The sequence below is a fragment of the Rhizobium sp. ZK1 genome, from assembly GCF_047782645.1.
Taxonomy (GTDB): Bacteria; Pseudomonadota; Alphaproteobacteria; order Rhizobiales; family Rhizobiaceae; genus Rhizobium.
The window spans coordinates 2,262,779-2,285,981 of record NZ_CP180586.1 but is presented as its reverse complement, the minus strand read 5'-3'; the positions used below and the strand labels follow the sequence as shown (position 1 = coordinate 2,285,981).

The 23,203-nt window shown below is 60.7% G+C and carries 27 protein-coding genes, 1 pseudogene and 1 riboswitch; of the genes and pseudogenes, 14 read left to right on the top strand and 14 right to left on the bottom strand.

Annotation, left to right across the window (positions count from 1 at the left end):
* Nucleotides 1–10: 10 nt before the first annotated feature.
* Both ACK9YZ_RS11840 and ACK9YZ_RS11835 read right to left on the bottom strand, forming a co-directional pair.
* The gene (locus ACK9YZ_RS11840; RefSeq protein WP_416063929.1) at nt 11–808 is read right to left on the bottom strand and encodes a class I SAM-dependent methyltransferase; all 798 of its coding nucleotides are present in this window, start codon (nt 806–808) and stop codon (nt 11–13) included.
* A 284-nt stretch (nt 809–1,092) separates the two neighbouring features.
* Nucleotides 1,093–2,034: an AEC family transporter gene (locus ACK9YZ_RS11835; RefSeq protein WP_416063928.1), complete on the bottom strand. Its 942-nt coding sequence runs from the start codon at nt 2,032–2,034 to the stop codon at nt 1,093–1,095.
* A 106-nt stretch (nt 2,035–2,140) separates the two neighbouring features.
* Between ACK9YZ_RS11835 and ACK9YZ_RS11830 the strand changes: the two genes are divergently transcribed.
* The gene (locus tag ACK9YZ_RS11830) at nt 2,141–3,013 is read left to right on the top strand and encodes a LysR family transcriptional regulator (protein ID WP_416063927.1); all 873 of its coding nucleotides are present in this window, start codon (nt 2,141–2,143) and stop codon (nt 3,011–3,013) included.
* A 186-nt stretch (nt 3,014–3,199) separates the two neighbouring features.
* Here the strand turns inward: ACK9YZ_RS11830 and ACK9YZ_RS11825 are convergent, their stop codons facing one another.
* A complete protein-coding gene (locus tag ACK9YZ_RS11825; protein ID WP_416063926.1) occupies nt 3,200–3,751 on the bottom strand; it encodes a hypothetical protein in 552 nt (183 codons plus the stop codon).
* A 27-nt stretch (nt 3,752–3,778) separates the two neighbouring features.
* Here ACK9YZ_RS11825 and ACK9YZ_RS11820 point away from each other — a divergent pair, with 27 nt between their 5' ends.
* Nucleotides 3,779–4,168: a DUF4242 domain-containing protein gene (locus tag ACK9YZ_RS11820; protein ID WP_416063925.1), complete on the top strand. Its 390-nt coding sequence runs from the start codon at nt 3,779–3,781 to the stop codon at nt 4,166–4,168.
* Between the two features lie 34 nt (nt 4,169–4,202).
* Here ACK9YZ_RS11820 and ACK9YZ_RS11815 read toward each other — a convergent pair whose 3' ends face one another.
* The 3 genes from ACK9YZ_RS11815 to ACK9YZ_RS11805 are packed head-to-tail and all read right to left on the bottom strand — an operon-like array spanning nt 4,203 to nt 5,102.
* On the bottom strand, nt 4,203–4,490 hold the full coding sequence (locus tag ACK9YZ_RS11815; RefSeq protein WP_416063924.1) for a hypothetical protein: 288 nt from the start codon (nt 4,488–4,490) through the stop codon (nt 4,203–4,205).
* A gap of 10 nt (nt 4,491–4,500) precedes the next feature.
* Entirely contained in the window at nt 4,501–4,779 is a 279-nt protein-coding gene (locus tag ACK9YZ_RS11810) for a BON domain-containing protein (RefSeq protein ID WP_416063923.1), read from the bottom strand.
* Complete coding sequence (locus tag ACK9YZ_RS11805; protein WP_416063922.1) at nt 4,776–5,102, bottom strand: hypothetical protein; 327 nt, start codon at nt 5,100–5,102, stop codon at nt 4,776–4,778. Before ACK9YZ_RS11805 ends, ACK9YZ_RS11810 begins: the two co-directional genes overlap by 4 nt.
* A 306-nt stretch (nt 5,103–5,408) precedes the next feature.
* On the opposite strand from ACK9YZ_RS11805, the gene ACK9YZ_RS11800 reads away from it, so the two are divergent.
* From ACK9YZ_RS11800 to crcB, 3 genes are all read left to right on the top strand, one after another.
* Complete coding sequence (locus tag ACK9YZ_RS11800) at nt 5,409–5,618, top strand: cold-shock protein (RefSeq protein WP_183736320.1); 210 nt, start codon at nt 5,409–5,411, stop codon at nt 5,616–5,618.
* Between the two features lie 121 nt (nt 5,619–5,739).
* Entirely contained in the window at nt 5,740–5,910 is a 171-nt protein-coding gene (locus ACK9YZ_RS11795) for a hypothetical protein (protein ID WP_183736319.1), read from the top strand.
* A gap of 117 nt (nt 5,911–6,027) precedes the next feature.
* Nucleotides 6,028–6,089: riboswitch (Fluoride riboswitch) on the top strand.
* 77 nt (nt 6,090–6,166) lie between these two features.
* Nucleotides 6,167–6,598 (top strand): fluoride efflux transporter CrcB, encoded by a 432-nt coding sequence (gene crcB, locus ACK9YZ_RS11790; protein ID WP_216758763.1) that lies wholly within the window; start codon nt 6,167–6,169, stop codon nt 6,596–6,598.
* Nucleotides 6,599–6,878: 280 nt separating this feature from the next.
* Here the strand turns inward: crcB and ACK9YZ_RS11785 are convergent, their stop codons facing one another.
* Nucleotides 6,879–7,568, bottom strand: a complete 690-nt coding sequence (locus ACK9YZ_RS11785) for a hypothetical protein (protein WP_416063921.1) — start codon at nt 7,566–7,568, stop codon at nt 6,879–6,881.
* Between the two features lie 263 nt (nt 7,569–7,831).
* On the opposite strand from ACK9YZ_RS11785, the gene ACK9YZ_RS11780 reads away from it, so the two are divergent.
* Entirely contained in the window at nt 7,832–8,590 is a 759-nt protein-coding gene (locus ACK9YZ_RS11780) for an SDR family oxidoreductase (RefSeq protein WP_416063920.1), read from the top strand.
* Nucleotides 8,591–8,700: 110 nt separating this feature from the next.
* A complete protein-coding gene (locus ACK9YZ_RS11775) occupies nt 8,701–9,027 on the top strand; it encodes a hypothetical protein (RefSeq protein WP_416063919.1) in 327 nt (108 codons plus the stop codon).
* A 616-nt stretch (nt 9,028–9,643) separates the two neighbouring features.
* Here the strand turns inward: ACK9YZ_RS11775 and ACK9YZ_RS11770 are convergent.
* Nucleotides 9,644–10,888: an MFS transporter gene (locus ACK9YZ_RS11770; protein ID WP_416063918.1), complete on the bottom strand. Its 1,245-nt coding sequence runs from the start codon at nt 10,886–10,888 to the stop codon at nt 9,644–9,646.
* A gap of 69 nt (nt 10,889–10,957) precedes the next feature.
* Here ACK9YZ_RS11770 and ACK9YZ_RS11765 point away from each other — a divergent pair, with 69 nt between their 5' ends.
* Entirely contained in the window at nt 10,958–11,389 is a 432-nt protein-coding gene (locus ACK9YZ_RS11765) for a helix-turn-helix domain-containing protein (RefSeq protein ID WP_416063917.1), read from the top strand.
* Between the two features lie 36 nt (nt 11,390–11,425).
* Here ACK9YZ_RS11765 and ACK9YZ_RS11760 read toward each other — a convergent pair whose 3' ends face one another.
* Nucleotides 11,426–11,863, bottom strand: a complete 438-nt coding sequence (locus tag ACK9YZ_RS11760) for a VOC family protein (RefSeq protein ID WP_416063916.1) — start codon at nt 11,861–11,863, stop codon at nt 11,426–11,428.
* A 281-nt stretch (nt 11,864–12,144) separates the two neighbouring features.
* Between ACK9YZ_RS11760 and ACK9YZ_RS11755 the strand changes: the two genes are divergently transcribed.
* A complete protein-coding gene (locus ACK9YZ_RS11755; protein ID WP_216758756.1) occupies nt 12,145–12,588 on the top strand; it encodes an SRPBCC family protein in 444 nt (147 codons plus the stop codon).
* Between the two features lie 75 nt (nt 12,589–12,663).
* On the opposite strand, the gene ACK9YZ_RS11750 is transcribed toward ACK9YZ_RS11755, so the two are convergent.
* Nucleotides 12,664–13,992 (bottom strand): DUF2254 domain-containing protein, encoded by a 1,329-nt coding sequence (locus ACK9YZ_RS11750; RefSeq protein ID WP_416063915.1) that lies wholly within the window; start codon nt 13,990–13,992, stop codon nt 12,664–12,666.
* Nucleotides 13,993–14,407: 415 nt separating this feature from the next.
* Between ACK9YZ_RS11750 and ACK9YZ_RS11745 the strand changes: the two genes are divergently transcribed.
* The 3 genes from ACK9YZ_RS11745 (at nt 14,408) to ACK9YZ_RS11735 (ending at nt 16,859) form a co-directional block, all read left to right on the top strand.
* Nucleotides 14,408–15,814 carry an adenylate/guanylate cyclase domain-containing protein gene (locus ACK9YZ_RS11745; protein ID WP_416063914.1) on the top strand — a complete coding sequence of 469 codons (1,407 nt, stop codon included), beginning with the start codon at nt 14,408–14,410 and terminating at the stop codon, nt 15,812–15,814.
* 413 nt (nt 15,815–16,227) lie between these two features.
* Complete coding sequence (locus ACK9YZ_RS11740; RefSeq protein WP_416063913.1) at nt 16,228–16,428, top strand: hypothetical protein; 201 nt, start codon at nt 16,228–16,230, stop codon at nt 16,426–16,428.
* 176 nt (nt 16,429–16,604) lie between these two features.
* Nucleotides 16,605–16,859 carry a hypothetical protein gene (locus ACK9YZ_RS11735; RefSeq protein ID WP_416063912.1) on the top strand — a complete coding sequence of 85 codons (255 nt, stop codon included), beginning with the start codon at nt 16,605–16,607 and terminating at the stop codon, nt 16,857–16,859.
* 745 nt (nt 16,860–17,604) lie between these two features.
* On the opposite strand, the pseudogene ACK9YZ_RS11730 reads toward ACK9YZ_RS11735, so the two are convergent.
* Nucleotides 17,605–19,524 (bottom strand): annotated as a pseudogene (locus tag ACK9YZ_RS11730) (adenylate/guanylate cyclase domain-containing protein).
* Nucleotides 19,525–19,830: 306 nt separating this feature from the next.
* On the opposite strand from ACK9YZ_RS11730, the gene ACK9YZ_RS11725 reads away from it, so the two are divergent.
* Nucleotides 19,831–20,166, top strand: coding sequence for a hypothetical protein (locus tag ACK9YZ_RS11725; RefSeq protein WP_416063911.1), 336 nt, complete (start codon nt 19,831–19,833; stop codon nt 20,164–20,166).
* Nucleotides 20,167–20,992: 826 nt separating this feature from the next.
* On the opposite strand, the gene ACK9YZ_RS11720 is transcribed toward ACK9YZ_RS11725, so the two are convergent.
* Nucleotides 20,993–21,448 (bottom strand): hypothetical protein, encoded by a 456-nt coding sequence (locus ACK9YZ_RS11720; RefSeq protein WP_416066730.1) that lies wholly within the window; start codon nt 21,446–21,448, stop codon nt 20,993–20,995.
* A 273-nt stretch (nt 21,449–21,721) separates the two neighbouring features.
* Here ACK9YZ_RS11720 and ACK9YZ_RS11715 point away from each other — a divergent pair, with 273 nt between their 5' ends.
* Nucleotides 21,722–22,156, top strand: coding sequence for a hypothetical protein (locus ACK9YZ_RS11715; protein ID WP_416063910.1), 435 nt, complete (start codon nt 21,722–21,724; stop codon nt 22,154–22,156).
* A gap of 28 nt (nt 22,157–22,184) precedes the next feature.
* On the opposite strand, the gene ACK9YZ_RS11710 is transcribed toward ACK9YZ_RS11715, so the two are convergent.
* Both ACK9YZ_RS11710 and ACK9YZ_RS11705 read right to left on the bottom strand, forming a co-directional pair.
* The gene (locus ACK9YZ_RS11710) at nt 22,185–23,012 is read right to left on the bottom strand and encodes a shikimate dehydrogenase family protein (RefSeq protein ID WP_416063909.1); all 828 of its coding nucleotides are present in this window, start codon (nt 23,010–23,012) and stop codon (nt 22,185–22,187) included.
* Nucleotides 23,009–23,194, bottom strand: a complete 186-nt coding sequence (locus ACK9YZ_RS11705) for a hypothetical protein (protein ID WP_416063908.1) — start codon at nt 23,192–23,194, stop codon at nt 23,009–23,011. The genes ACK9YZ_RS11710 and ACK9YZ_RS11705 overlap by 4 nt, the downstream gene beginning before the upstream one ends.
* Nucleotides 23,195–23,203: the final 9 nt, after the last annotated feature.

Here is a 23,203-nt window from a genome sequence, read left to right as displayed (position 1 = left end):
AGGCACGCTCTCACCCTACCTTCCGGCTGATAAACAACCCGGTCTCCTTGCCCACCTCGAGCACACCGCCGCCCGCCCGGAACGCCTCTGATATCGCCGCCCGAAACGCTGCAAGCTCGGCCTCATCAGCCCGATCCCCCGGCGGATAGGAGGTCAGCGCCAGAAACACATCTTCCGGCTCCGTTATCCGCATATGGGCCGGGTGCTCCGTCATCGTCACATTGCCGAACTGCGCCTGCATCAGCCGCTCCGCCGTCTCATAGCCGAAGGCGGCACCCGCCGGGTCGTAGGGCGGGCTGCCGAACACCGTCGTCAGTTCGTACATGCCGCGCATGTTGCCGGCACCATTGGTAGTCACCGCAAGGTGACCTCTGGGCTTCAGCACGCGGTGCATTTCGGCAAGCGCCTGGGCCTGATCGGCCACGTGGTAGAGCATGTGCATGGCGATGACGGTATCGAAGGAGCCGTCTTCGAAGGGCAGGGCCGTGGCGTCGGCCTGCTTTCCTGTGACTTCGGCGAGGGCGAGCGGCCGGCAGCGCTCGAGCGCTTCCTGCAGCATGCCGGGGGAGAGATCGGCAAGGGTGAGGCCGAGATCGTCGGGCAGTTCGTTCACCACCGAAGCCCAGAACCAGCCGGGGCCGCAGCCGATATCCAGTACGCGATCTCCTGACCTGAGCGGCAGCTGCCTTGCGACCCAGGGAAACCAGCGGGTTTCGGCAATCGTATATTCCCGGATCAGGCGCCCGCGGGCGGCAAGCTTTTTGCTGTCGCCATATTGCTCTTCATTGCCTGTGGTGATGGATGACATGATTGGCCCCGGCTTCCCTCAATGTCAGATCGAATGAATGCGGCGGCTGATCCTGCACTTTTATAGTGTAGTGGGCAATGATGAGATCGGTTATGAGGCGGTGGATTGGCTGGTGTAGATGATGCGCCTTGCCCGCAGCAGCCCCAAGGAGACATTGTGAAGAACCGGATCTTTTTCATTCTCATGTGCGCCTTTGTGCTGGTGGCGATTGCCGGCCTGATGATCAGTTCGGCCCGGCTGATCGGGCTCTTCGGCTAGGCGCAAGCAGTCTTCCCAAATCGCAGTCAGCGGCCTGCAACCACCAGATAGGCCGAGATCGTCAGCACCGAGAGCACGGTCGAGGCCAAAACGACGCGGCCGGTGAGGCTCGCCTCGCGGCCGTAGAATTCTGCCAGCATGAAGGGGCCGGTGCCGGTCGGCAGTGCTGCGAGCAGCACGGCGGTATGGGCGGCGGCCGGCGGCAGGTTGAGGAGCGGTGCGGCGATGAGCCAGGTAACGGCGGGGTGCGCGATCAGCTTCAGGCCGACGAGAATGCTTGTCGTCGTTGCCCGGGCGCTCGCTTCGCCGGCCTTGGTGCCGGCGAGAAACAGGCCGAGCGCGATCAGCGCGCAGGGCGAGGCTGCCCCGCCGAGCAGCTTCAGGAAGGCATGCACGGGGGCGGGAAGCGCCACACCCGAGACCATAACCAGCGCGCCGAGAGCGGGCGCGACAAGCAGCGGGTTTTTTGCCAGCGAGCGGGCAGTCTTGATGGCGATATCGCGTCGGCGATTTTCGGATTGCAGGCCGCCTTCGATGAGGATGATGGCGACGGCGAAGAGCACGCAGACGGTGAGAATGGTGGAGATCAGCGTCGGCGCCATGCCGGTGTCGCCGACCAGGGACAGGACGAGCGGAAAGCCGATGAAGCCGGTATTGGCGAAACTCGCGTTCAGCCCGTCGATCGCGGCATCGGCGAGATGCCGGCCTTTGGCGATGCGCCAGCAGAGCGTGGCGCCGAAGATGACGGCGCAGCCTGATGTAAACGCGAGAATGAAGCCCGGCTGCCAGATCTCGGCGGTCTTGGCATTTGCCATGATGTCGAAGAGCAAAGCGGGCAAGGCAAGATAGACGACCAGCCGGTTGACCTCCCGCGTGGCATTTTCGCCGAGCGCGCCGGTCTTGCGGGCAATCCAGCCGGTGAGGATGAGGGCAAAGATCGGCAGGACAATCGTCAGGTTCGTCAGCATGGGGCAACTCGGTGTCATTCTTGGCTGGGGCGATCATTGCCTATCGCCTGGGATCAAGATAATCCAATGTCATCTTGGATGCTGATTGATACTTCTGGGGTATCGAATGGACACACGTCATATGCGCTATTTCGTGGCGCTGGCCGAAACGCTGCATTTCGGCCATGCGGCGGCGCGCATGAACATGAGCCAGCCGCCCTTCAGCCGGCAGATCGCGGCGATCGAGAAGCGGCTCGGCGCAAAACTCGTCGAGCGCAATTCGCGCAATGTGGCGCTGACGCCGGCCGGCCAGCATTTCCTTGCCGATTGCCGCGCCGTGCTTGATCAATTCGATGCCGCCTGCCGCGATGTGCAGCTGGTCGCCGGCGGCATGAAGGGCGAGCTGAAGCTCGGCTTCATGATGCATGCCGCCCATAGCGTCATCCCGGCGCTGGTGCGGCTTTATTCCGAAGCGCGGCCGGATGTGCGCCTCATCCTCGAAGAGCGCATACCCACCGATATCGAGGAGATGCTGGCCGAAGGCAAACTTGATGCCGCCGTCACCTTCGGCGGCGGTCCTGCACCGCATCTGCGCACGCAACTGCTCGCCCGCGACCGGCTGTGCCTGATCGTGCCGTCGGGCCACAGGCTGGCTGATGCCGAAACCATCGGGCCGCGGTCGCTTGCGGGCGAAAGGCTGATCGCCGCGCCCGCAACCGTGGCGCCAACGCTGCGCACGGCGATCGGCCTCTATTGCGCATCCGGCGGCGTCATCCCGCATTATGCCTTCGAGCCGCGCCTGCAGCACACGATCATCCGGCTGGTGCAGGAGGGGCTGGGGGTGGCGCTGATCCCGCAATCGCTGTGCAGTGATCTTGCTGAGGGTGTGGTGTCGCGGGTGCTTGTGGATGCACCGGAATTCGATGTAGTGCTGTGCGCACCGCGAGCCGGCAGGAACCCGGCGGTGCCGGAGTTGTTCGAGGCGGCGGGGCGGACGTGACCGGCGCCCCTGACGCATGACCTTGGCCACATGCTGGCCCGGGCTGACAGAGTCTCCTTCGCCCGAAGCGACGACTAAAGCTTCCGATCAGCCCAGTTTGCTGACTTGATGAGGTAGAAAGGGACGTCGCCGCTGCGCCGCGACGAAGATTGATAGGGGTGTCTCGCGTATCAGTCTGACCTGTGTCTACTCCATGTCCTGTGCCTGCCGCACAAGCGCTTCAGCGAACGACGATCTGCCGAAAGATGCACTGCCGAACTCGAAGGCCAGTCCGTTAGCACATCGGATGAGGCCTGCGATCAACAGAAATCCCGCGCGGTATTCATCGACGGATGATCGGAAAGTTATGCTCAGGACATAATCGCCATAACCAAAATCGGGCGCATTCATGCCGATTTTCGTGAGTTCTTCGTTCAGATCAAGCGGCACGAAATCCGTCATTCCCGTGGGGCGGATGGCCGCGCCTTCTGCGATCTTGGCCCTGTCGATTTTCAGTCCATAGGCGAAAGGCTCTCCGGGGCGCAGCTGTTTGATCGAAGCCTCCAGCTCGATCTGCCGGCCGTCGAAGGCGACCGTCAGGCCGGAAGAGGCTGGATTATCCTGAAGCGGCTTGCTCATGTCCGAAGGCAAGGCTGGAATGATCTGCACCGGATATTTGAGATCGCTAAGACAGGCATTGAGTTTTTCCGGCGAAAGCCAATGGGCCTCGTGCACTGCGACATAATATTCGATGCCCACAACGTATCCTCGGTTCGTGCAGATCCAGTGGCGATCGGCATCGTTTTATGCAATAATTGTCTTGTTGTCAGCAGCGCAGCCAAGCTCACACCCGAGCAGTTGCGGGAGATTTCCACCACGTCCAACAAGGTCGTCGCCGGCCTCGACCGTCCGTACAACTGGATCACCAGCTATGCCGCCGGCGACAAGATCTATTGCGTGCATGAGGCCGACAGCGCTGAAACCGTCTATCGCCACGCCCGCGAGGGCGGCTTCCCGGCCGATTTCGTCACCGAGATCGCCTCCGAGATCGGCCCCCAGACTGCCAGGGAGACTGCCAGCGCCTCATTAACCGCGTCCGGTCGTTTTGCGGGGGGGGCAGCGGCCGGCGTTCACCTTGTTCCCTTCTCGGGTTCGGCTCGGGGAGGGGGATGGTAAGAGGGCGTGCAGGGTAATTGATCACCTAACCAAGTCAGCAGAAACCCGTCCGGGCAGATGCCGTGGCGCCGGGAGCTCTGGATTGCAGGCGCGACAGCAGGCGCAGCGCTGCGGAGACGGCGGGCCTAGCGGATGCAGGGTCGCTGGCGGAGATCTGCTCGCGGCAGTTCTTCAGCCGTCCCGAAACCTTGCCGATTTCGGCGTGCAACGAGGCGTTGCCGGCAGCCGCCGCGTCGGATGAGGCCGTGGCAAGATGGGCGACCAGCAGCTCGATGATGGCGAGGCGTTCTTCCTGCGGCATGGATTCGAAGGGTACCGGCATGTGTTTCCCTTCAGAGCGAACAGGACAGCTCGTTTAAAACGTGCCTCACGCCACCGACGCCCCACGCCACATCCGCCGCCCGCTCGATCTGGGTGTAGAGCGGCACCCATCCTGCAAGGGTGACGCCGCCATCATGCGCCGATACGAAAATATAGGTCGCATCGATATCGCCCGCGCGGTGAAGCGATGCCGAGACTTCGGATTCCAGATCGGCCGCATTGGCCGGTCTGGAATGCACGAGCTGCAGATGCCGTTCACCTACGGGCGTATCCGTTCTCTTGCGCATCATGCTGCCGGCGCGGCGCCGACCGGCGGCAGGCCCTGGATGGCAAAGCGGCGCTTGACGAAGGGATCGGCCACGCCGGAATAATCGCCGGCATTCTGAAGCGCTGCCATGAGGATCGTTTCATGGCGGATGCCGCTTGCGAACAGCGAACGGATCTGGGCTGCAGCGAGCACGAACAGCGCCGGTTCGGCAGCCTGGTCATATCCGGCTCGATGGAGCACACGGGCCAGCAGATTCATATCGTCGCTGTCAAGAACGGTTTCGCCGGCCGAAGACATCGTAATTGGGGACATCGCGATTGGATGCATCAGGATCGTGGAAGACATTCAGTCCTCCTTCTGGTCGGGGCCAGGGTGTGGATGCCCTTAACCAACAGCGCCCGTGAAAATGGCTGCTGACCCGATCAAGATGCGCCCTTTTTGCTGCCTCCACAACAGCCGGCGAAATTAATAAAAATAAAATATACCTTGTTCCGAACACAAATGCTCCCTATGTTCAGCTTATCGAATTTGCTTCGTCAGCTTCGTTTCTGCGCAAGATGCGCATTGGCTAATCTTTCCTCTCAAGCTCGACCATTTATCGCCTGCACACAGCGGGCTTGGTAATTCTTTGCGATTGAAAGGAAATCGTGCATGAATACTGGTATCGTCAAATTCTTCAACACGGCCAAGGGCTTTGGCTTCATCTCGCCGACCGACGGCTCGCCGGATGTGTTCGTTCACATTTCGGCTGTCGAGCAGTCCGGCATGTCTGCGCTGCGCGAAGGCCAGTCGGTGACTTTCGAGCTGGTCCGCGACAGCCGCAGCGGCAAGAACGCGGCGCAGAACCTCGGTTCTGCATAATCAATCGGCTCGCACCCGCTTTGACCACGGATGTACTGGCACTGCGGATATGCGAACCTTGGAAAGGTCGGGCCAGTCCCGGCCTTTTTGTTTTCAAGCCGGTTTGTTCAGGAGAACAACAATGACGAAGACGGATGCTGCAGCGCTTCTTAGACGTGCCGCGCGCCAGGTGGCCAACACCAGCGGCGGCGGGCACCTGGGAGGCACCAATTTCGGTCAGGCCTTCGATGCAAAGACATCTTCCGCCAAGGACAAGAGCGATAAAACCCGCAGGCCGCCGCGCGGGAAATAACAGTCTGGCGGGCGAGCCGGTCGTACCAGGAGACCGAGCGTTTTCATGGGTGCCTGTCGGGGTGAGATCATCCGTCTCTCACCCCTTGCCATCCCACCGCAACCCGCGCTATATATCGACCTCGATGGGGATGGAGTACCCCCGAAACCGCCGTAAAGGCTGATGACTCCTACCGTGTTCAACCGCGGTGGGAATCTGTCCGGAGCCCGCTGCAAGGCGGGTTTTTTATTGCCCGTCCGAGATTTTTGGAGCGAGCATGTCGTTTTATACCTGTCTCATCGTCATGGCCGGCGGCGCCTTGGGCACTTTCGCCCGCTACGCCGTCTCTGTCCTCGCCATGCCGATCAGCCGTGGTCTGCCCTGGGGCACGATCATCATCAATATTACAGGCTCGCTGGTAATCGGCTTTTTCAGCGCGCTGACGCTCGCCAATGGTCGCTTCCCGGTCTCCGATACCATGCGCCTTTTCGTGATCGTCGGCTTCTGCGGCGGCTATACGACCTTCTCCTCCTTCAGCCTGCAGACGCTCGATCTGCTGCGATCAGGTGCCGTGGTGCGGGCCTGCATCAATGTTGCGGCTTCCGTCGTGCTCTGCATCGCGGCGGTGGCTGTCGGCCATTTCATCGCGACGCGGATCAACAGCGGCGCGCCTGATGTGGCGCAAGTGACGATCGAGGAGCAGGCGTAAGAAGAGCCCATTGCGGCGCCGTCAGCCAGTTCCCGTTCCTTGGCGTCCATCACGCCTCCCGCGCTGTCTCGGAACCCTTTCGAAACTATGACGCTGGGTCCGGCCCAAGAGGTCTTTCGTGGGTTTTTTCGGTCTCGGCTCGAAGCCTGTTGCAGGTCGGCTGGGGATGTCGCGGGAAGCGGGTGCAGTTGCAGGGGGAAGAAACTATCCTGCCCGTGGGAAAACCCATGACAGGTGCAATCGATCCGCCGGGCACGCCGCCCGGCGGATCGAGGAGCCGTTAATTCCCTGTCGAGGTCGGGGCGGAGTAAGACAGGGATTCACGGATCTGGTCGATCTTGCCGTCGGCTTCTCCGACGCCGAGGATGGCCTTGGCCTCGGCGAGGACCTCTGGGCTCACTTCGCCGCTGCGCGTTGCCGAAGCCAGCGCATCCTCCAATGCCGCGTCGCCGAGGACCGGGTCGTCGACTGAAGGCTCGATGCCGTTATCGAGTTCAAACTGGGCATAGGCCATCGCATAGGCGGCGATCGCGGTCATCTTCGGATCGGACGTGTGCATATAGGCCTTGTAGCTGCGGTTGAGAGAGTTCAGGCCCTTCAGCTCGGAGGCGAGGTTCTTTTGCTTGATATCGGCTGCGGCGTTTTTCGCAGTGAGCGATTTCGTCTTCGCCTCGCCGGACTTGCCCTTCGCGGATTTAGAACCGTCGTGCGATGAAATGCCCATCCGGGAAGTGCCGGACTGGTGGCCGCGGTTTTCGTGACTGCCGCTTTGTCCGCCACCGTTGCCGCCGCCATTGCTGCTGCCGCCACCGCCGCCGTTGCCTCCGCCATTACCGCCGCCGTTGCCGCCGCCATTGCCGCCTCCACCGCCCTTTGCCATGGCGGCAATATCGGCGCCGGTGATCGTCAGCGGGCTGGAAGCCATGATCATCGAAAGTGCGGCTATGGACGCAAGAGTTGCGATACGCATCCGGGTCTCCTCGCAGGATAATTCATCAAAAATCGTGAGATAGCCGACTCGGGATGGCGGCTATCGAATGAAGGCGATGTTAGGCGCGAAACGCGGGGCGTGCATCGGACCGAGGTCCGGCATCCCTCGGACTATGGTCTTAGAGAGCGGGAGATGGTTAACGGGTTTCGGTGTCGGCTGGCAGGTCGCCGATCCGGAATCGGGTGGCTGCCGCTTCTCATATTTCCTACCCCTCCATGACCATCAAAACAGGAGGTTTGGACATGGAACTGGACGGCAAGATCATCATCATTTCCGGCGCGAGCAGCGGCATCGGAGCGGCCGCCGCCCGGCTGTTTGCGGGGAGGGGCGCGAAACTCGTGCTCGGCGCGCGGCGGGCACAGAACCTCTCGGCGCTGGTTTCCGAGATCAATGAAAGCGGCGGCACGGCCGTGTCTCTCGCCGGTGATGTGCGCGACGAGACCTACGCGAAGGCGCTGGTCGACCGGGCGCTCGATGCCTATGGCAGGCTGGACGGCGCTTTCAACAATGCTGGCATCGTCGGCGAGATGGGGGCGTTTTCGGAGATGAGCGTGGCCAATTGGGAGGCGGTGATCTCCACCAACCTGACGAGCGCCTTCTTTGCGCTGAAGGCGCAGCTGCCGGTCATGAAAGCGCAGCGCAGCGGCTCGATCGCCTTCACCTCGTCCTTCGTCGGATACAGCAATGGCGGCCTGCCGGGCATGGGGGCCTATGCAGCTTCCAAGGCGGGCCTGATCGGCCTCGTGCAATCGGTCGCCGCCGATTACGCGGCCGATGGCATCCGGATCAACAGCTTGCTTCCCGGCGGCACCATCACGCCCGCCGGCGGCGAGAATAACCCCGAATTCCTCGATTATATCTCGGGCCTGCATCCGATGAAGCGGATGGCCGCGGCTCAAGAGATCGCGCAGGCAGCGCCCTTCCTGTTGTCGGACCAGTCGAGCTTCATGACCGGCAGCCCGATGATCGTCGATGGTGGGATGTCGGTTCGGCTGCTGTAGCAAAGGCGGGGAACGCGCTGATGTCCCATACGGGGCACCAGCGCTTCACGCCGCGCTCAATTCCTGACATATTTGCCGGAGGGACAGCCAACCGTCGTGGATATTGCATGATGAGCTCGCAGACACGTGAGAAAAGCAACCTGCATGCACCGACCGGTTCCGTGACAGGGCTTTGCTCTGCGTCCGCCACCATGTTTGCAGTCGGAATGGCCTTTCTGGGTTACTGGGGGGTCTATGAACAGGGGAGCTGGCGTGCAGTCGATTATCTTGTGATGACTGTGGCTGTCATCGGATTTGCGGCACTTGGTTGCGTGCCCTGGATCGTGACCACACCTGTCGCGGAGGACGAGGCAGACAAGGTCGCCGTCGCCAGGCGAGCGATGGCACTGGGGACGGCGTTAATCTGGACGGCCGTCTGCATTACCGTATTTGCTTGAGCTGCCCTGTGTGATGCGGCGGCGAGAACAATCCCGAATTCCTCGACCGTATCTCCGGCCTGCATCCGATGAAACGGATGGCCGCGACGCAGAGTAAGCGTTCGGTAAAGCTGGCTTTGAGATTCCATCGAACACTTGAATTTACGTCACTAATTTCGTCGTTAGTAACGTCACCCTTGCCGACCATTCCGATCAATAGGATTGATGAACTATTGCCTGGAATGTGCCGCAGACCAACGATAAAGGCTCCGCACAATGCAAAATATAGATCGAAGTCGACTTCATTGCCCTTGGTGCGGAACAGGTTTTACGCGCGGTGACGACGGGAACCTTGTATGCTCTGCGAGTGGAATGGGGTTGTCTCGAAATCTCGAAACTCGATTCCGTGCTGTGTACGTCGAGGGGATCAAACCTTCAGAACCCCATCAACTTGACGGGATGGACAGATGGTTTTGTCCTGGTTGTGGCCAGCGTCTGACCAAAGGTGGTGATGGAGTAGCGAGGTGCCCAAAATGCGAACGGGCGATGGGCCAGTTTGCTTACGAAATCGTCGAGTTTCATCCCCATGGGTGATCCTCGGGCGGTGGTCGCACCGCCCGAGACAGGTCGGCGATTGTCATGCCCTGGCCGATGTCCGTTCGAAGGCGCCAACGAAGACAACGGCCATGGCTGATAGCATCAGCCCGCCGGCAAGCAGGAAGGTCAGCCGCATGCCGGCTGAAATCGCTGCCGGCGCCGCATGGATGAAATCCTGCGTGCCCGCGCCATAGGCGAAGACGGCGCCCATGAGGGATGCGCCTGACATCAGGCCGATATTGCGCGACAGGCCGAGCAGGCCGGAGGCCGTGCCGCGCCGGTCCTTCGGCACATCGGCAAGGGCTGCCGTATTGTTGGCAGCCTGGAAAAGCTGGTAGCCGGGTGTGAGCACCATGATGGCGGCGACATAGCCCGCGACGCCTGAAAGCCCAGGCAGGATCGCCAGCAGGAAAGCGCCGGCGCCGAGCATCGCAAGGCCGATCGACAGAACGCGGGCAGCACCCCAGGCATCGACCAGCCGGCCGGAGGGCACGCCGCTGGCGATGGAGATGACCGGGCCGACGGACATGACGAGGCCGACCCAGGCGGGCTTCAGGCCAAGCGCAAGGCCGAGATAGAAGGGGCCGACCACCAGCGTCGTCATCATCACGGCGGCCACCACGATATTGACGACGAGATTGGGGACGAGGCGCCGTTCCAGCATGGCAAGCAGGCCGGCCGGGCGCGTCTTGCCCCTGGCCCTGTCAGCCGGCAGTGTCGCGATGGCGAGGATCAGCGCCAGACCCGCCAGCGGAACCTGCACCCAGAAAATGCCGCGCCAGCCGGCAAGCGGGATCAATACGCCGCCGAGCGACGGGCCAAGCGCAGTGCCAAGCGCGGAGACGGTGCCGAGCAGGCCCATGGCGCGTCCGATGCGCGCCTCGCTCGCCGTCTCGCGCATCAGCGCCATCGAGAGCGTCATCAGGAAGGCCGCGCCGACGCCTTGAGCGGCGCGCGCCGCCATCAGCAGCGTCAGATCGGGTGCCATGGCCGAAAGCAACGAGGCAATGGCAAACAGGCCGAGGCCCACAAGCTGCATGCGCTTCAGCCCATAGAGATCGCCGAGCCGGCCGACGATGACGACCGAGATCGTCAGGGCCGCAAGATAGGCGATGACGATGCCCTGCACCTGGGTGAAGGGCGCCGAAAAATCCTCCGCGAGTTTGGGCAGGGCGATGTTGGCGATGCTGGTGCCGAGCGAGGCGAGCAGCATCGAAAGGGACAGCGTCAGTGTGGCGCCCCGTCTTTCCGTTCGCTCCGATCCGGTCATTTCTGCCTGTTGCATATCGATATCCTCTTGCTTGAAATGTCATTCAAGAGCAGGCTACCAATTCAAGCCGACTTGAGGTCAAGCATGAAATTTCTGGATATCGGAGAGGTCTCCGCACGAAGCGGAATCAAGCCTTCGGCGCTGCGCTATTACGAGGAAGTCGGGCTCATCACCTCAGTGTTCCGCCATGGCTTGCGCCGGCAGTTTCCGCCGGAGGTGCTGTTGCAGCTGACGCTGATTTCGATGGGCAAGACGGCCGGTTTCTCGCTCACGGAAATTTCCGGCATGTTCGGCGGGACCGGCGGCCCGGATCTGCCGCGCGCAACGCTCCAAGAGAAGGCCGACGAGATCGACCGCCAGATCCGCCAGCTCTCTGCGCTGCGCGACACGCTGCGGCACGTGGCCGAATGCCCGGCGCCCTCGCATATGGAATGCCCGACCTTTCGCCGGCTGGTGGAGGTGGCGGGCAAGCGGGCGAGTGCCGGCAAGGCGGCGCGGCAGGGGAAGAGCGGGTGAGGGGCGGAGCACCGAAGCGCCCGATCGATATTGCGCTCAGCCGAGTTCCTGGGCGAGCCCGATGAGAATCCCTTCAGGCCCGCGGATATAGCAGAGCCGGTACGCCTCCTGATACTGGACGACTTCGCCGACGAGTTCGGCACCGCGCCCACGCAGCCTTTCAAGCGTGTCATCGAGATCATCGACGGCGAACATGACGCGGAGGTAGCCGAGCGCGTTGACCGGGGCGTTGCGGTGATCCGCGACGACGGCAGGCGCGAGGAAGCGGGAGAGTTCCAGCCGGCTGTGTCCGTCAGGTGTGCGCATCATGGCGATCTCGACACGCTGATCGCCCAGTCCGGTGATGCGTCCGGCCCATTCTCCCTCGATCATGGCCCGTCCTTCGAGATTGAGGCCGAGTTCGCGAAAGAAATCGATCGTCACATCCAGGTCTTCGACGACGATTCCTACATTGTCCATCCGCTTGAGCGCCATGTTTTCAATCTCCGTGGGTGTCGTTTCGATTTACAAGGCGTTGCCTCGTCGACCAAAGAACGTTTGAGGCAGGCCAATACCGACAGCCATCCACGCCCGATCGGCTGTTTTCCAATTAGCAAGCTTGAAACATGCACCGCCTCGGCGGAAGGTCGGGATGCGGTCCTCCATCGCGGGCAGACGAGAGGGCGGAAGCAAAAAAATCGAGCGCCGTGTCGGATCGGCCAGATCAGGCCCGTCCTAGAGGTATTGCCAAAGTTCAATCCAAAGGGAGAATCATCATGCCAAGCACAATTCGCCTTCACCGCGTCCTGGCAACCACTCCGGACAAGGTCTACCGCGCCTTCCTGGAAGCCGATGCCGTTGCCAAGTGGCTTCCCCCCAACGGCTTTGTCTGCACGGTCCACCATCTGGAACCGATCGTGGGTGGCACACACAAGATGTCTTTCCGCAACTTCACCACCGGCCACAGCCATTCCTTCGGCGGCGAGTATCTGGAGCTCGTTCCCGGCCAGAAGCTTCGCTACACCGACAAGTTCGACGACGCCAACCTGCCCGGCGAAATGGACGTGACGGTGACCCTGACGAAGGTTTCGGTCGGCACCGAACTCCATGTGGTGCAGGCCGGCATCCCTGACCTCATCCCGCCGGAGGCCTGCTATCTCGGTTGGCAGGAATCGCTGCGCAACCTCGCCCGTCTCGTCGAGCCCGATATTCAGGAATAGGCGTCGGGACGTAAAGGGAGGCCGGGTCTGGAAGCTGCTTTCGTACCCGGCCTTTTGCGTGTGTGCTCCTGCCCGCTACAAGGGGCGAAAAGGGGTGACGGAGCCGGTTGCGGATTGCGCTTTCGGGGGAAGGGATTTCGAACCGCCGAGGCCCTGCGTGTCCGCTATCCTGGCAAGCTCCAGATCCTCCGGAAAGTCGTAGACCTTGGCGAGCGATCGATCCAGCAGAGCCATTTCCGTTTCAAGGGCAGGCCGGCGGAATTCGGGCAGGACCTGCAGCGCATATTCCAGCACGGCCCGCAGGCGGCGGGCGATCTGAAAGTTTTCGGCGCCGTAGAGCCTGATTTCGCTGAAGGTCAGCTTTACGAAATCCTCCCAGTCCGGGGTCCTGCAGATGAGCCGCAATTCGCCGGCCGGATTGAAGATCTCCTCCCTGCCGAGGTCGCGCTTGCCGACGAAGCAGAGCAGGCGCTGCAGCTGATCGATCGCGAGCACGGCCGTTGTCGGATCGTTGATGGCTTTCGAAAGCGCCTTGATCGCGATGTCGACGATGATCCGGAAGGCGAAGGTCGCGTCCTGTTCGAGGGTGCGTTCCGGCCCGAAGGCAATCAGCGATTTCAGCTTGTCTTCGTCCGGTGACAGGATGCCGTACAGCCGGAAGAGGGGCTCGCCGGAGGCGACGAAATCGCCGATGCGCGGGACGAGCTCTATGACGGAGCGGGTTTTCTCGGCCTGCGCAAGAAGGCGGCTTTTGTTGACGGCAAGCACAATGGCGGGACGCCCCTTGTAGAGGATGACCCTGTCCGGCACGGTGTCGGGGTGCAGGTGCGTGGTGACCGTGTCGGCTTCGGCTTTTGCCATCGCGGGATAGACGTCTTCGATGACAGCGCGACCTTCCTCGCTGACGCGCAGGACGATGCTGACGGGACGCAGCAGACGGGCGGCGTAATCGATCAGATAGAGGAAGGCGGCGATGGACAGAAAACCGAGAAAGGCCACGATCTCCACGATGGTCTGCGGTACGGCGGCTTCCAGCCGTATCAGTGCGCCTGTCGAAAAGAGCAGGGTGAATGTAAAAAGCCCGACGGTTAAGCGGATGGCGTTGTCGCTCAGCAACGTCGTCGCAATGATCCTCGGCGTCAGCTGGCCGCCAGCAATCTGGATCGCCACCAGCAGCGAGCCGAACGTGAAGACGACGAATGTCAGCGTCATCGTAACGATCGTCTCGAGCAGCCTTTGGGTGCCATCCATGCCCCAAGGCCAAGGTTCGATCCAGCCAAGCCACGGCTCCAGCAGAGAGACGGTGCGGATCGCCAGGATATAGAGGAGCAGGGCTATGAACGGCACCAGCCACAGCGACGACTTGATGTAGCTCTTCAGGCTATACAGCCGGTTCCAGCCCATGTTCGGCCCCCTTAGAGCGCTGTGCGTCCATCCGGACGCACAGAGGATACTCTAGCTCTTTGAATCTGCGCATCAGGCTTTCCGAAAATCGATCCCGATTTTCGGGCCGATGCTGTAGTGCCCGGTCGCCGCCCGGATATGCCCGCGAGACAGACCCTGCAATTATGCATGAACCGGCGCGACTGCCACGTATGTTACTGTAGACACGGGACGTGGGTCGCACCGGTTCCCGGCGCAATGCCGATCCTCAGCTTGCCGAAACCTTGTCGTTTCGACCTTGATTCAGCGCAATGAAGAGATTGGCGCCTCCAAGTTTGAGCGCTACATCCGGCTAAGATTTCTATCAGGAAACTCTCGTGTTATAATTATCGCCGGCGCTGTCCGGCGTGGCGTAGCGCCCACAGAGACTTGTCCGATGAGCGAAATGGACGTGCTTTTTGCAGCCCTACGACAGGCGGCCGATCCCGAGACGGTCGACTGTATCGAAAATGTCGTCAGGCACGGCGCCGATCGCGATCTCAACCGCATCAATGCACTGGCCTTTGCTGCGGCACACCGTCTCGACGAGGAGAAGGTGATCGCGGCGCTTCTCCATGCAGCCCGCATGGGCGCGTTCGAGATGACCTGGAACGTGCTTTGCCCCGGATGCGGCGGCGTGCTCGACAGCGGCGCGACGCTCAAAACCGTCGACCGGGAATGCTATCACTGCGCGCTCTGTGCGGCAGGCTACGAGCCGACCCTCGACGAGATGGTCGAGGTCACCTTCACCATCAGCCCGCGGGTGCGCAGGATCGCCGCCCACGATCCCGACCGGCTGCCTTCGCTCGAATATTACCGCCAGATCTTCTTCAGCACCGGCGTCGACCTGCCTGACAATCTCGAAGAAAGGTTCGCGCACGTCCTTCTGGAGGAGGTCGAGCTGGAGCCGGGCGAGAGGGCTCTCGTCTCGCTGCATCTGCCGGCGGCGTTCGTCATTATCTTCGATGCGGTGACGCATTCTGCGCAGTTCATCGACGTGCAGGGCGAACCGACGGACGAACGGCAGACCCTCTCGATGGTCCTCAGCAACGGGCATGCGCCGAACGAAACGATTTCGCTGCGCCCCGGCCCGCTGCGGCTGACGGTGGAAAACCACACCGATCGCCGGGTGCTGCCGAATGTCTGCATCGCGGGAGACGAACTGCACGACATATTGGGCCACAGGCGGCCTTTCCTAACGGCCAAGCGGCTTCTGACGAACCAGAGTTTTCGCGACATCTACCGGACCGATACGCTCGACGTCGACCAGCGCCTGAAGATCACCAGCCTGACATTCCTGTTCACCGACCTCAGGGGCTCGACCGCCCTTTACGAGCGCGTCGGCGATCTCTCGGCCTTCGATCTGGTGCGCACGCATTTCAGGGTTCTGAACGAGATCGTCGCGGCCGAGGCTGGCGCCGTCGTCAAGACCATCGGCGACGCCGTGATGGCGACCTTCCCGAGCCCGGACCGCGCGGTGGCGGCAGCACTTCGGATGCGCGAAGCCATGCTGCAGCTGAACACTGAGCGCGGTAGCGAGGATCTTCTCCTGAAGATCGGCATCCATGAGGGACCATGCCTTGCTGTCAATATGAACGACCGGCAGGACTATTTCGGCCAGACTGTCAACATCGCCTCACGCGTGCAGGAGCTCGCCGAACCGCATGTGATCCTGACGACGGAGGCGGTGGTCGGCAACGAGCAGGTCACCGAAATATTGCGCGACGGCGGCATCAGTTCGGTGTCGCGGATGGAGGAGCTTCATGGCATCGGGCGGGAAGTCAGGATTTTTGCGCTGTCGTGAGCGCCGCGTCGTCGGACCGGTCCGCGAGCAGCAGCCAAACGTTTGCCGCTAAAAAACTTTAGTATTTTCGAAAATAAAAAAATATTTGGCGCCAAACAATGATACGGTGCGCTTGTAGAATAAAATTTTTCAAGAAGGAATAAATCATGCAGCAATTTTTTCCTGGCCTGACGGGAAGGCAAATCGCAATCTTTCTGATCGAAACATCGGTGCTTACAGCTGCGCTCATCGGCGTCCTTGTTGTGACGGTACCTATGATTTGACCAAGCCTTGGGTGAGGACCGTTGGATGCATCGCGTGCCGTGAGCAAAATGGCCGCGGAGTCAACTCGGTCGCGTTCGCTTCTTCTGGGCTCCTCGTAACCTTTCTCCTCGCCCGACTTCCTCTTCACGATCGAGCAGCCAGTGGATCATATGTCAGATAAAGAATTAGACCGGCTGCTCTTTGACCGGATTTGGGCTCTGGGCGTCAAGGTTGTGCAAGACAATCATATTTCTGCGCTCGCCGATGCCACCGTCAGTATCCCGAGCTTGGAAGAATACCAGAATAGCCGCGGCGAGCGGATGACGGATTTGATCAAGGTTATCAAACTCGGGATCTCGCAACTCCGATAACGCCCGTTGCTTATGGTCGTGGCTTTAAGGGGCAGCCGAAATCGTTCGCCGGTATACGGGACGTGGTTGACGTCGTGCGTGGTCCGTCTGTGGTTCTGTTCCGGCACCTGAGCGTCCTGGAGCCCGCGCCGCCAACTCAAACCCTTTTCTTCGAAACAAAGGAGGAGGTCTTTCAGATGAATGACCGTAGTCAGATGGCTTTCCGGCCAATCAAGCAGATGAAAAATCAACGTTCCCAAAAGAAAAATCTAAAGTTCGCCGAAAACAGAGTCGACAAAATAACCCGGCAACTCGTCAGTCAGACGGCGATTGTCGGAGGACGCGGGGTCAACTGTTTTCCAGCGGAATCGGAGAAGGCGCTCTTGGCGAGGATTTATGACAGCAGACGTTGCGCTATGGATTACCTGTTACGCGTTCAGGCTTTTTGCTAGGTAGCCAGTCGAATTTACGGCCAGTCGAATAATAGGGTCACAGAGCTGGAGATTTCCCTCGCAAGCGAGCAGACCGTGCGGGTATTCGTTCTCGCTCAAATGATGATTGGGGCAGGCACCGGACGTCGTTTAACCTTTGCGTCACGCCATCCCAATCGGGTGCAGTACCATTCTGCAGCACGTATCCCGCTCCTTTTGTCCGAGAAAGGCCCGTCCAGATAGTGTGGCTTACCCCGAAAGACAATCGCTACTCCTCGTGAGACCTGATCCCACACTATCACCATGTCGGCTTCATATGTCATTGCGACACCATTTGCGGGAGGTGCCCGGTGTGCGGTGGTCTGCTCCGGTGTTGAAGATATAGGACTGTGTGAGTGGAATGACAGAACCCGTCAATTTTTCACAGGGGCATCGGGCGGCAGGTGAGGATATTTGCGCTGTCGTGAGGGGCGTCTGCGCTTTGATGTGATGCGAGTTCGGGCGGTTTTCGCTGGCGGGTCGTTCACCGTCCACTGGCCGGCAAAAAAGGCAGGAGGGTGGGACTTTGGTCCGATTGAAGGCGGCGATCTGGCGGTTTATTTTTGTCCGGCTGACGACTCCAGGATCAGCGCGAAAAGGGTGCCTTTTCTTGAGTCGGAACACCCTTTTCAATTCTTTCTCCTGATCAGCCGCCAACATCCGTTGGCGGCTTTTTCGTGCTCGGGCAGGTTCCGCTCAAGCCGAGCGTCGCCCGACAGCATGGACGTCAGTTGCGGCCACCACTCTCCCCGACCAACTCCCACAGATCGACCTTCTCGGCTCGCCCCTTGAGCTGCACCAGGCCCAGCGACCGCAGCTCGAACCGCGCGCCGACCGCGTCGCGGATGGCGGCACTCACCAGGATCGACGTATCGTATTGCTTGTTCAGCCCTTCCAGCCGCGAGGCGACGTTGATCGTGTCGCCCATGGCCGTATATTGCTGGCGCGAGAGCGCGCCGAAGCTGCCGACGACGGCGGGGCCGGTGTGGAGGCCGAAGCGGGTGACGAGTTCGGGGCGGCCGTTTGCTCTGTTTTCCTAGTTCAGATCGTCGATCGCGGCTTTCATGGCGAGCGCGCAGCGGCAGCCATGTTCGGCATGATCAACATCTTCAACGGGGGCGTTCCACATGACGAAGATGGAGTCGCCGAGATATTGCACGACCGTGCCGCCATTGCGTTCGGCTGTTGTGTTCAGGATCTCGAAATAGGCCGACAGCGTATCGACCACGTCTTCGGGCGAATGCTGTTCGGATATGGTGGTGAAATCCCTGATATCGGTGAAGAGCACGGTCACGTCCTGGCGCCTGGCCTTGGCGACCGCTCGCCCTTCGGGGTTGACGATCCGCCTCACGACTTCGCGCGGCACATAGAGGGCAAACTGGCTGATGGCATGGCGGCTGGCGGCGAGCGCGGTCCCCAGCGTGTTGATCTCGGTGATCCAGGAATGCGTCGGAGGCTTCTCGCCGAAATCGAGATCGCCGATCCGGCGAGCCTCGTCAGCCAGCCGATTGAGAGAGCGGCTGACGATGCGCGCCAGTGTGACCGATGCGGCGACACCGGCGATCAGGAAGGCGCTCGCGACCAGCAGGTTGCGCACGAGCAGCCGGTTGGCTTCCGCCACCAGATCCTCCATCGGCACGATGATGGCGGCGGCACTTGCCTTGAACAGGCCGTCGACGCTGACCGGGGCGATCTGCACGAGATGGGTCTCGCCATCGAGATCGATGCGGGCGAGCCCGCCAGTGGCAAAGGCCGGATCCTCCCGCAGCCTGTCCACCGTTTCGAGGCTCGTGTCGAAGCCGTTGGCCGTTGCATGCAGGGAGCCGGCGCGTCTCGACCAGATGTCGATGATCCTGTCCATGATGTCGGGATCGGAATGGGCGACGAGATCGCCGCCGGCATCGATGATATAGGCGCGGGCACGCGGCGAGATCGAGCGCGCATCGAGCAGGCGGCTGACGGTCTGCAGGTGAATGTTGATGCCGACGATCACCTTGGTATCGTCCTTCATCGGGGCGGCGATCGTCAGCGTCGGAACGTTGAGCGTTCCCGTGACATAGGGGCCGACGGAAACCGGCGCGCGATCCTGGACGGCGGCCTGATACCAGGGGCGCTCGCGCGGATCGAAGGAGGCATAGTCGACATCCCGCGTCTCGAGCAGGCTCGCCTCGCCATCGAGAAACTGGAGCGTCGATATGGGATCGGGGCTGTCTCTGCGGGCAATCGTGCGGATGGCGAGGGCTGTGCCTTCGGGCGCGGCGAGGGTGCGCCTGACATCCTGCCTTACGGTGTTGATGAACTGCAGGTAGGAGCCGTCAGGGTAGCCGGCATAGACGCTCGTGGCGTCAGGCACATTGCGCAGGACTTCCAGAAAGAATTCCTGTTTTGCCTTGATATCCTGCGGGGGCGGGGAGGTGAGCTGCGGCAGGGCGGAGGCGAAGGCCACCGCCTCCACGCCGCGCTGCAGCGTATTGCGGTATCCCTCGATCAGCAGCTGGCTCATCTCGCGCATCTGCCGGGCGCCGGCCTGCACCGCCGCGTCGCTTCCGCTGCGGAACGCCATCCAGATGATCGGTATCGACGTGCAGAGCAGCGATGCCACGACCAGCACGCCGAGATGCAACCTCAGGGGTTTGGACCAGTGCACGCGCTTTCCCTCGAAAAGCGGACGCGTTTCAGCGCCATATCATCGGCCCGGGCCTATCCGGGCTTTCCGGCCGCGCAGGAATGAGCGTCCCCAACGCTCGCAGCTAACTGCTTTTTGAGGAGCCGCACAAGTCAGTCATCCGGCCAGTCATCCGGGCGCTCAAGTGGCGAAGACCTGCCATTGCCGGACAAGAGGCTGCCCGGCGCTACCCGCCGCGCCCCGGAATTCTTCTGTGGTTGTTCTTGCGCGTTACTCGCGCCAGGCGGGCGGCAATGCTAGAGATCGGCTGCTAACTGGGGTTATCTCATGAAAAAAATCATTCTCGCCGCGGCTCTTGCCGCAGCACTCACCTCCTGCGCGAAAAGACCTGACGCCATCGTCCAGGCCGATATCCCGATGCAGGCCTATACTAATCTCAGCTGTGAGCGGATCGCTCAGCTCCACACCACGGAAAAGAAGAAGCTCGACGACCTGTCGAAGCAGCAGATCTCGGCGGCCAATGGGGATGCTTTCGGGGTGTTTCTGGTTGGTGTGCCGATCGGGAGCGTGGCCGGTGGGGACAAGGAGGGCGAGGTCGCGGTGTCGAAGGGGAAGGTGTCGGCGATGGAGAGTGCGGCGCTTTCGAAGGGGTGTAAGTTGTAGGTGAGGATGCGGGGTGGGTCGCTGCCGGCAACAGCGCCGAGGCGGCAACCCTCTCCACCCTCATCTCTGTGCTTGTCACAGAGATCCAGCCACCGCGCGTCTGCGCGGTGAATGACTGATTTGAGGTGAGGAATGTTCACCAGCCCAAAAGCTACCGCCAGATGCCGGAGGGGATCTGAGTCTTTCACGATGTAGAGTACCCAGCAGACGATGATGGGGCGGTTGGGTTTCAGATGAAGTTCCGGTAAAGCCGGCACTCCATTTGTGCAATTTCCAGGTTCTCACGCACCGTGGCTCGGAGAAGCACGGAGGCTACCTCAATCAGACTGGCCCACATCAACAGGCTCGTCATGGTCACTAGTATCATCCACCGGATTCGCATTAGCGCCTAACAAAGTAGATTTTGCTAAAGTAGTGACCTAGCATAAAAGTCTCCGCCTTTGCATAACCACGGTCACACACACTGAAGCGGCCCATATTTCTCACCCGATTATGGGGTGGTGGGTAGTGAGAATGTCCTATAACCATCAGCGTCACAAGATTTTGCCACGCCGAGGAGCACAGGGTTCAATGACGGCTGAAGAAAGAACTATATTAAAAGCTCTTGCCTCCATGTGTTACCAGTACTTGGACGACGGTCGGGAAGGGCTAGTTCACAAGTCCATGAGCGCCGGCGAAAACGCCGTCGAAGTCCTGGTATCCTACGGTTTGGTCAAGCCGGAACCATGGGGCGGGTTCTGGACCGATGAGGGTTTGCGTCTTTTGGACGAGGATTGACCTCAATCGGCGATGGGGTGGTGGGTATCTGACAATATCGAGAGACCGCCTACTCAAACACTTTGCCAGAAGCCGTGTCGGAAACGGGCTGTATTTTGATGCCTGCGGCGGCCACCAGCCAGAACAGTCCACCGGCGGCAATGCCGAATACAGCTGTCTCTCCGAGCCATTGGAGGGCCTCCAGAAATCCCCACCATGTCATCGTTCCGTTTTGGTAGGTGATGTGGTCATCAATAGAAGCCTGATCCGGGCCTGAAAATACAACCAGGCACATCCAGGGGACGGTCGCCACAAAGGCCCCAACCATCGCGCAATTTGCAAGGGACGGCCGTACACGTCCCCTGAAATAGAGCAGCAATGGAATTCCCAATACGAGAGTTGGCGGATACGCACCGATGACCGCGACGACTTCAGTTGTTCGGACAATGCGCTCCATCATATCCGGCAGGCCCTGATACGCGGGGTTGTAAACAGCGTATGCGAAGGACGCGATCAAGGGAACCACGATCAACGCAACCGCTATTCTCCACCAAGGCGGAGAGGGAAGAGTTTTTACAGGCATGTATACCCTATCGAAAAAGCTTGCGCGGCAGAATTGCACGCCAAAATATGCGTGACAACGTCCGGCCTCCACCTCACTCTAGGATTAACGACGCGTAGGCTTTTGATGATGGGGCGGTCGGTTGGCATGTTTTCTGTAGCGCCGTCGCCACCCTGATATGCTAATCGGCCTAGATGGTCCCCGCTAATAGTGTTTCAGAGAGGATGTTACTCAATCGTGCGCAAGGTATTGTTCGCGGCATTGGCCTTTATGATCTTCTGCCCTGTGTTACTGTTTGTCACTTATCCGGTCGAGTATCTCCGGTGGCTTGGAAAATACGAGCAATCTCATACTCTTAATCGGATCGCGGTTCCCATCGCCAAATTCTATGTTCAGCATGATATGAAATATGCTTGCGGCAACGAGACCTACTTCAGAAATTACAACGCTATGAATTTCTTCAATGATCTGCCGCTTTCGCCGGAAGAGGAGCTCATGCTTCAGTCACAAGACAAGATTGCGCGCCTGTTTTTAAGTGACGTAGTTTACGACGAGAATGAGTACCTCGACTCCATCCGCACCGTGAGGGCTTATAATTTGGTCGTGGCCTCTAAGTGCTTGCACAGGCCCGCGTACCGCGAATCTCAAACGGGCAATCGCCCTACTACTTGATGAGTGGGCGGCGGGCTTTGGCAGCCCACTACAACCGCGCCACCCGCCTCAACTCCTCCGCGGTCGTCGTCGCAAACCCAAAAAACTCCAGATAAGCCGGTATCTGCTCAAACAGCATATCCGTCCCCACCTGATACCGGCATCCTCTCTCCCTTGCTGCGGCGAGAAACGGCGTAATCTCCTCCTTCATCACCACTTCACCCACGAAGGTCCCCGCCGAAAGCCGCGTCACATCCAGCGGCAAGGGATCATCCTTGCGCATGCCGAGCGGCGTGGCGTTGATGACGATGTCGAAACCTTCGGGGTCGTTGCCGTCGGTCGTGACCTGCATTTCCGGATACCAGGTGTTGAGGCGGGTCTTCAGGCCGTCCAGTGCCGCCTCGTTGTCATCGTGGAGGGCGAGGTGGGTGAGGCCGGCGCTGGCCAGCGATGCTGCGATGGCCGAGCCGACGCCGCCGGCGCCGATCATGAGGGCGCTGGCGCCTGCGATGGTCTGGCCCTTGCGCTCGAGGCCGCGCACGAAACCTTCGCCGTCGAACATGTCGCCGATCAGCGTGCCGTCCGCGCCGAGCTTGACGGCGTTGCAGGAGCCGGCGACGCGGGCGTTGGTGGAGATCTCGTCCAGCAGGCCCATCGTGGTGATCTTGTGGGGCATGGTGATCAGCGCCCCGTGGATGTTTGACAGGCGGAAGAGCAGCCTCAGGAAATCGGGGTAATCCCTGGGCTTGCAGCCCATGGGCACGACGACGGCGTCGATGCCCTGTTCCTCGAAATAGGGGTTGTAGATCAGCGGCGCCTTGAAGCTTTCCGTCGGGTAGCCGAGATGGGCGATCAGCCGTGTGGTGCCGCTAATCATGGATGTGATCCCGCTGCTCTCTTGGGGAAGACGGTCTTGCCTGATCGGGCGGATTGCTTGATCGCCTCGATGACTTCAAGTGCGGCAAGCCCCTCGTGGCCGCTGACGATACGGCGCCGGCCGATCAGCCCGGCTCCCATGACGGCAATTTCGAGCGGGCGTGTGCGAAACGGTTCGGGCATGAACAGTGG

What these genes read in the sequence shown, in the direction of transcription:
- ACK9YZ_RS11745 (WP_416063914.1), top strand. Translation starts at nt 14,408, where the DNA reads ATGAGCGAAATGGACGTGCTTTTTGCAGCCCTACGACAGGCGGCCGAT.
- ACK9YZ_RS11775 (WP_416063919.1), top strand. Translation starts at nt 8,701, where the DNA reads ATGAGCTCGCAGACACGTGAGAAAAGCAACCTGCATGCACCGACCGGT.
- ACK9YZ_RS11815 (WP_416063924.1), bottom strand. Translation starts at nt 4,490, where the DNA reads ATGCCGGTACCCTTCGAATCCATGCCGCAGGAAGAACGCCTCGCCATC.
- ACK9YZ_RS11835 (WP_416063928.1), bottom strand. Translation starts at nt 2,034, where the DNA reads ATGCTGACGAACCTGACGATTGTCCTGCCGATCTTTGCCCTCATCCTC.
- ACK9YZ_RS11830 (WP_416063927.1), top strand. Translation starts at nt 2,141, where the DNA reads ATGGACACACGTCATATGCGCTATTTCGTGGCGCTGGCCGAAACGCTG.
- ACK9YZ_RS11770 (WP_416063918.1), bottom strand. Translation starts at nt 10,888, where the DNA reads ATGCAACAGGCAGAAATGACCGGATCGGAGCGAACGGAAAGACGGGGC.
- ACK9YZ_RS11725 (WP_416063911.1), top strand. Translation starts at nt 19,831, where the DNA reads ATGAAAAAAATCATTCTCGCCGCGGCTCTTGCCGCAGCACTCACCTCC.
- ACK9YZ_RS11805 (WP_416063922.1), bottom strand. Translation starts at nt 5,102, where the DNA reads ATGTCTTCCACGATCCTGATGCATCCAATCGCGATGTCCCCAATTACG.
- ACK9YZ_RS11735 (WP_416063912.1), top strand. Translation starts at nt 16,605, where the DNA reads ATGAATGACCGTAGTCAGATGGCTTTCCGGCCAATCAAGCAGATGAAA.
- ACK9YZ_RS11705 (WP_416063908.1), bottom strand. Translation starts at nt 23,194, where the DNA reads ATGCCCGAACCGTTTCGCACACGCCCGCTCGAAATTGCCGTCATGGGA.
- ACK9YZ_RS11810 (WP_416063923.1), bottom strand. Translation starts at nt 4,779, where the DNA reads ATGATGCGCAAGAGAACGGATACGCCCGTAGGTGAACGGCATCTGCAG.
- ACK9YZ_RS11740 (WP_416063913.1), top strand. Translation starts at nt 16,228, where the DNA reads ATGTCAGATAAAGAATTAGACCGGCTGCTCTTTGACCGGATTTGGGCT.
- crcB (WP_216758763.1), top strand. Translation starts at nt 6,167, where the DNA reads ATGTCGTTTTATACCTGTCTCATCGTCATGGCCGGCGGCGCCTTGGGC.
- ACK9YZ_RS11710 (WP_416063909.1), bottom strand. Translation starts at nt 23,012, where the DNA reads ATGATTAGCGGCACCACACGGCTGATCGCCCATCTCGGCTACCCGACG.
- ACK9YZ_RS11755 (WP_216758756.1), top strand. Translation starts at nt 12,145, where the DNA reads ATGCCAAGCACAATTCGCCTTCACCGCGTCCTGGCAACCACTCCGGAC.
- ACK9YZ_RS11760 (WP_416063916.1), bottom strand. Translation starts at nt 11,863, where the DNA reads ATGGCGCTCAAGCGGATGGACAATGTAGGAATCGTCGTCGAAGACCTG.
- ACK9YZ_RS11780 (WP_416063920.1), top strand. Translation starts at nt 7,832, where the DNA reads ATGGAACTGGACGGCAAGATCATCATCATTTCCGGCGCGAGCAGCGGC.
- ACK9YZ_RS11750 (WP_416063915.1), bottom strand. Translation starts at nt 13,992, where the DNA reads ATGGGCTGGAACCGGCTGTATAGCCTGAAGAGCTACATCAAGTCGTCG.
- ACK9YZ_RS11795 (WP_183736319.1), top strand. Translation starts at nt 5,740, where the DNA reads ATGACGAAGACGGATGCTGCAGCGCTTCTTAGACGTGCCGCGCGCCAG.
- ACK9YZ_RS11840 (WP_416063929.1), bottom strand. Translation starts at nt 808, where the DNA reads ATGTCATCCATCACCACAGGCAATGAAGAGCAATATGGCGACAGCAAA.
- ACK9YZ_RS11800 (WP_183736320.1), top strand. Translation starts at nt 5,409, where the DNA reads ATGAATACTGGTATCGTCAAATTCTTCAACACGGCCAAGGGCTTTGGC.
- ACK9YZ_RS11765 (WP_416063917.1), top strand. Translation starts at nt 10,958, where the DNA reads ATGAAATTTCTGGATATCGGAGAGGTCTCCGCACGAAGCGGAATCAAG.
- ACK9YZ_RS11785 (WP_416063921.1), bottom strand. Translation starts at nt 7,568, where the DNA reads ATGCGTATCGCAACTCTTGCGTCCATAGCCGCACTTTCGATGATCATG.